Origin of the sequence: Actinosynnema sp. NPDC023658 (assembly GCF_040639995.1) — a bacterium.
In the GTDB taxonomy this organism is placed as follows: domain Bacteria; phylum Actinomycetota; class Actinomycetes; order Mycobacteriales; family Pseudonocardiaceae; genus Actinosynnema.
Genome location: NZ_JBFAAX010000603.1, coordinates 1 through 3,453 on the forward strand (window position 1 = coordinate 1; position 3,453 = coordinate 3,453).

A 3,453-nucleotide genomic window follows, 5' to 3' on the forward strand; every position below is an offset into this window, starting at 1 on the left:
CCGCCGCCATCTGGCACAACCGCGCCACCGGCCAACCCGTCACCCGATCCCTGACCGCCTACGACCACTGACCGACTTACGCATTACTCGTCTAGGTCGAGGAGGAACACGTCGTCGTGGCGTTCGAGCGTCGGCATGCGGGCTCCTCGGGGGTGCAACGGTGGCTACCAATCGGTAACTTAGTGCGCGGGCAAGGCCCCCGTCACCCCGCTCTAAGATCCCGCAGGTGACCGCCTACGACGATCTTGACGCGTTCGAGCACCTGGACACCTCCACCCTGCCGCCGCGCCAGCAGCGCATCCTGGCGGCGATCCGCGACTGGGTGGTCCGCCACGGGTACTCACCGAGCACGCGGCAGATCGGTGACGCGGTCGGCCTGCGGTCGTCGTCCTCGGTGTCCAAGCACCTCGCGGCGTTGGAGGAGAAGGGTTTCCTCCGTCGCAGCACCACCATGTCCCGACCGATCGACGTGCGCCTGTTCCTGCACGAGCCGTCGGCGCGCGAGTCCTCCGACGACTCGGTGCCCGTGCCGGTGGTCGGTCACATCGCCGCGGGCAGCCCCATCGCCGCCGAGGAGCACGTCGACGACGTCCTCACGCTGCCGCGGGGGCTCACCGGTCGCGGCACGGTGTTCGGGCTGCGGGTGCGCGGCGACTCGATGGTCGACGCGGCGATCTGCGACGGCGACATCGTCGTGGTGCGGCAGCAGCAGGAGGCGCACTCGGGTCAGATCGTGGCCGCCATGATCGACGGCGAGGCCACGGTCAAGGTCTACCGCCGCCGCAACGGCCACGTCTCCCTCGAACCGCGCAACGCGGCCTACGCCCCGATCGACGGCGACCGCGCCGTCGTGCTCGGCACCGTCGTGTCGGTCCTGCGCAGCGTCTGACCTCCTCGGCCCCTGCGGCCACTCGGCGTCACGGCTTCTCATCCGAACGAAGTAATGCACTCGGCCGTCGAGTGGATGCAGACTGGGTCGAGCGAATCGTGCCTCGCCGCGGATCGGGGGCGGTCCCGTCGGGCGCACGGGTGGAGGTCGTCGTGGTGGGCATCGAGGCGGACGGCCCGCAGGACCGGGGCCTGCGGCAGTACCTGCGGCTGGTCGCCCGGCGGTTGGGCGTCGACCTGGAGTCGTGCTGGTACGAGTGCGCGCCGGACGCCACCGCCTACATCGCGCTGGACCAGCGGTTGCCCCTGCACCCGGACGACGACCTGGCGCTGATCTGGGACGAGCACACCGGGTGGTGCGCCGGGATCGAGGTCGGCCGGGGAGCCGACCTGGCCGCGCTGACCTACCTCGGGCCTCCGGTGCTGCCGCCGCCGGAGGACGTCACGGTGTTCGTGTCCGACCTGGTCGCCGGCCGTCTGCCCGACCACCCGGAACCGCCCGCGATGCCGGCGGGGGACGGGGACGACCTGGCCGACCTGCTCGTCCGGTACGCCGACGGCGGCCGGGCCAAGGTCCCCTGACCGGACGAGGTCAGTCGGCCGGGCCGCGCAGGGTCAGCACCACGCGCAGCACGTGCTCCACGGCGGACGGGAACGCCGCACCCCGCAGCTCACCGCGGGTGGCGAGGTTGCGCCCGGCGAGGTCGAGCATGCGGTCCGCGCCCACCCGCCGCACCACGAGCGCGGCGACGTCCTCCAGGTCGAGGTCGGGGTGGTCCAGCCGGGTCAGGGCGAACTCGACGACGAGCTCCTCATCGGTCATGACCTCTCCTCCCGACCCCTTCGAGGGTAGTTGAGGACGAGCGGTCACGTCCGGGTCCGGCGGCGCGGGTTCAGGAGGACCACCAGGAGAACTCGCTGTCCGCCGGGGCGTCGTGGTGCTCGAACCGGTCCCCGTCGTGCTCGAACCGGTTTCCCGGGTGCTCGAACCGGCTGACCTGGCCGTTGTGGCGCGCGGGCTCGTCGGCGTGGCGTGCGAACCCGTTCCCGGGGTGCTCGAAGTGGGCACCGTGGTAGCCGTACCGCTCGGGCTGGTCGCCCTGGTGCTCGTACCCGTGGTCGTGGTGCCCGGAGCCGCCACGCACGCCGGCCAGCGCCTCGTCCATCGTGCGGTGCAGCCGGAGCAGGTCTTCGGTGTCGGTCAGGCGGATCGGTCGGGCCACCGTGCGCCGACCGGCCACCACGGCGAACCCGGCGCCCACCACGTCGGCGCGCTGGCGGGCCTCGACCAGCACCGCGATGCCCATCGACCCGAAGAACCCCACGTCACCGAGGTCGACCACGAGCGCGGACGTCCGGCCGTTCAGGCAGCTGAACAGGGCTTGGCGCACCTGGCGGAAGGTGTCCACGTCGAGGTCGCCGTGCACCGCGGCCACCACCACGCCCTCGTCCCCGACGTCCTCGACCGTCACCGACGGCTGGTCGACATCCCAGTGCACGCCGCTCCCTCACCCCCGACCTCGCCCGCGGACCCGGGTCCTGTCCTTCCACCTTTACCCGCTCGGCAACCGGCCGACACCGCCAACGTGGCGATGACGACTGGTCCGGGTCGGGGACCGTACCCCGGCGGTGGCGGGGGAGCGGGGTGGGCGGTCAGGAGCGGCGGGCCGCGGCGTCCCTCCGGAGGGGCTCGCCCAGCGCCCGGACGAGCCGGCCGAGGTCGAAGGCGCGGCGGCGTTCGGCCTCGGTGCCGTGGCGGTCGTCCGGGAAGGTCGGGTCGAACCCGGTCACCACTCGCCGTCGACCGCGTGGTCGAACGCGGGGGAGGCGGAGCCGCCGAACGGCCCGCGGGTGGCGTTCGGGTCCTAGCATCGGAGGATGCGGGAACTCTTCGAGCGCTACGTCCGCGCCGGCCTGGCCAAGGACGCGGGCGCGGTCGCCGCGATGTTCACCGAGGACGGGGTCTTCGACGCCCCGCTGATGCCGCCCGGTGGCCCGTTGCCGGCGCGGATGACCGGCCGCGACGAGATCGAGGCCGGGCTCGCCGCGTACTACGCGCGGCCGGCGCACACCGAGCTCACCGTCCTGCTGGACCGGTCGCGGTTGGTGCTGCACACCACCGACGACCCGGCGGTGTTCATCGCGGAGATCGACACCGCCTACGAGAAGGCCGGCGAGGTCACCCGGATGTCCCTCGTGCAGATCTTCCGGCTCCGGGACGGGAAGATCGCCCTGCTGCGCGACTACTTCGCCCCGGAGCACCTGGACTGACCGGCCGCGCTACCCGCTGCCGAGGCAGACGAACGGCCGCCGCAGCGGGTCGACGGCGATCGCGTCCGCCAGCGCCACGGCCGGTCGGGCCCCGGCGGCCAAGCGGCGGTGGTAGTCGTCCATCGCGGCGGCGCACGCCTGGTCCCCGACCCGGCTGAGCGGCGCGATGACCAGCTGCGACCCGCTGGCCAGCAGCGCGCTGGCGAAACCCAGGGGCTCGTCACCGGGGCGGATCAGGTTGAGGGCCAGTTCGCAGGCGGCCAGCACGACCTGCCGCGGCGGGTGCGCGAGGCC

General features: G+C 73.1%; 7 protein-coding genes. 3 read left to right on the forward strand and 4 right to left on the reverse strand.

The window, feature by feature from the left end; all coding sequences use genetic code 11:
• The first annotated feature begins 226 nt into the window (after positions 1-226).
• Positions 227-889, forward strand: coding sequence for a transcriptional repressor LexA (lexA, locus tag AB0G02_RS31920; protein WP_360801523.1), 663 nt, complete (start codon positions 227-229; stop codon positions 887-889).
• Between the two features lie 152 nt (positions 890-1,041).
• The gene (locus AB0G02_RS31925; RefSeq protein ID WP_360801526.1) at positions 1,042-1,470 is read left to right on the forward strand and encodes a DUF6292 family protein; all 429 of its coding nucleotides are present in this window, start codon (positions 1,042-1,044) and stop codon (positions 1,468-1,470) included.
• A gap of 10 nt (positions 1,471-1,480) precedes the next feature.
• Here AB0G02_RS31925 and AB0G02_RS31930 read toward each other — a convergent pair whose 3' ends face one another.
• The 3 genes from AB0G02_RS31930 to AB0G02_RS31940 form a co-directional block, all read right to left on the reverse strand.
• Positions 1,481-1,711, reverse strand: coding sequence for a hypothetical protein (locus AB0G02_RS31930; protein WP_360801529.1), 231 nt, complete (start codon positions 1,709-1,711; stop codon positions 1,481-1,483).
• A 70-nt stretch (positions 1,712-1,781) separates the two neighbouring features.
• Entirely contained in the window at positions 1,782-2,387 is a 606-nt protein-coding gene (locus AB0G02_RS31935; RefSeq protein ID WP_360801532.1) for an STAS domain-containing protein, read from the reverse strand.
• Positions 2,388-2,541: 154 nt separating this feature from the next.
• Positions 2,542-2,679 carry a hypothetical protein gene (locus AB0G02_RS31940; protein WP_360801535.1) on the reverse strand — a complete coding sequence of 46 codons (138 nt, stop codon included), beginning with the start codon at positions 2,677-2,679 and terminating at the stop codon, positions 2,542-2,544.
• 87 nt (positions 2,680-2,766) lie between these two features.
• Here AB0G02_RS31940 and AB0G02_RS31945 point away from each other — a divergent pair, with 87 nt between their 5' ends.
• Positions 2,767-3,159, forward strand: a complete 393-nt coding sequence (locus AB0G02_RS31945; RefSeq protein WP_360801538.1) for a nuclear transport factor 2 family protein — start codon at positions 2,767-2,769, stop codon at positions 3,157-3,159.
• A gap of 9 nt (positions 3,160-3,168) precedes the next feature.
• On the opposite strand, the gene AB0G02_RS31950 is transcribed toward AB0G02_RS31945, so the two are convergent.
• Positions 3,169-3,453: CHAT domain-containing protein (locus tag AB0G02_RS31950; protein WP_360801541.1), on the reverse strand; the 285-nt coding region annotated here is incomplete at its 5' end.